The sequence below is a fragment of the Herbaspirillum sp. C7C8 genome (assembly GCF_022627875.1).
Taxonomy (GTDB): Bacteria; Pseudomonadota; Gammaproteobacteria; order Burkholderiales; family Burkholderiaceae_D; genus Herbaspirillum.
Map to the genome: position 1 here is coordinate 1 of NZ_JABXGG010000061.1, position 326 is coordinate 326.

Sequence of the window (326 nt, forward strand, 5' to 3'; positions counted from 1 at the left end):
GGCGAGCAGCAGATGCTGGCGATGGCGCGTGCGCTGATGAGCCATCCCAAGCTGCTGTTGCTGGATGAGCCGTCGATGGGTCTGTCGCCGATCATGGTGGAGAAGATCTTTGAAGTGATCCGCAATGTGTCGGCGCAGGGCATCACCATCCTGCTGGTGGAACAGAACGCCAAGCTGGCGCTGGAAGCGGCGCATCGCGGCTATGTGATGGAGTCGGGCCTGATTACCATGGAAGGGCAGGCGCAGCAGATGCTGGATGATCCGCGGGTGAAGGCGGCTTATCTGGGTGAGGGATGATGGGTGGTTTCAGTGCGTGGTGAAGAAAC

General features: G+C 60.1%; 1 protein-coding gene. It reads left to right on the top strand.

The window, feature by feature from the left end; genetic code table 11:
* Positions 1 to 297: ATP-binding cassette domain-containing protein (locus HWE01_RS22640; protein ID WP_241822959.1), on the top strand; the 297-nt coding region annotated here is incomplete at its 5' end.
* Positions 298 to 326 lie beyond the last annotated feature (29 nt).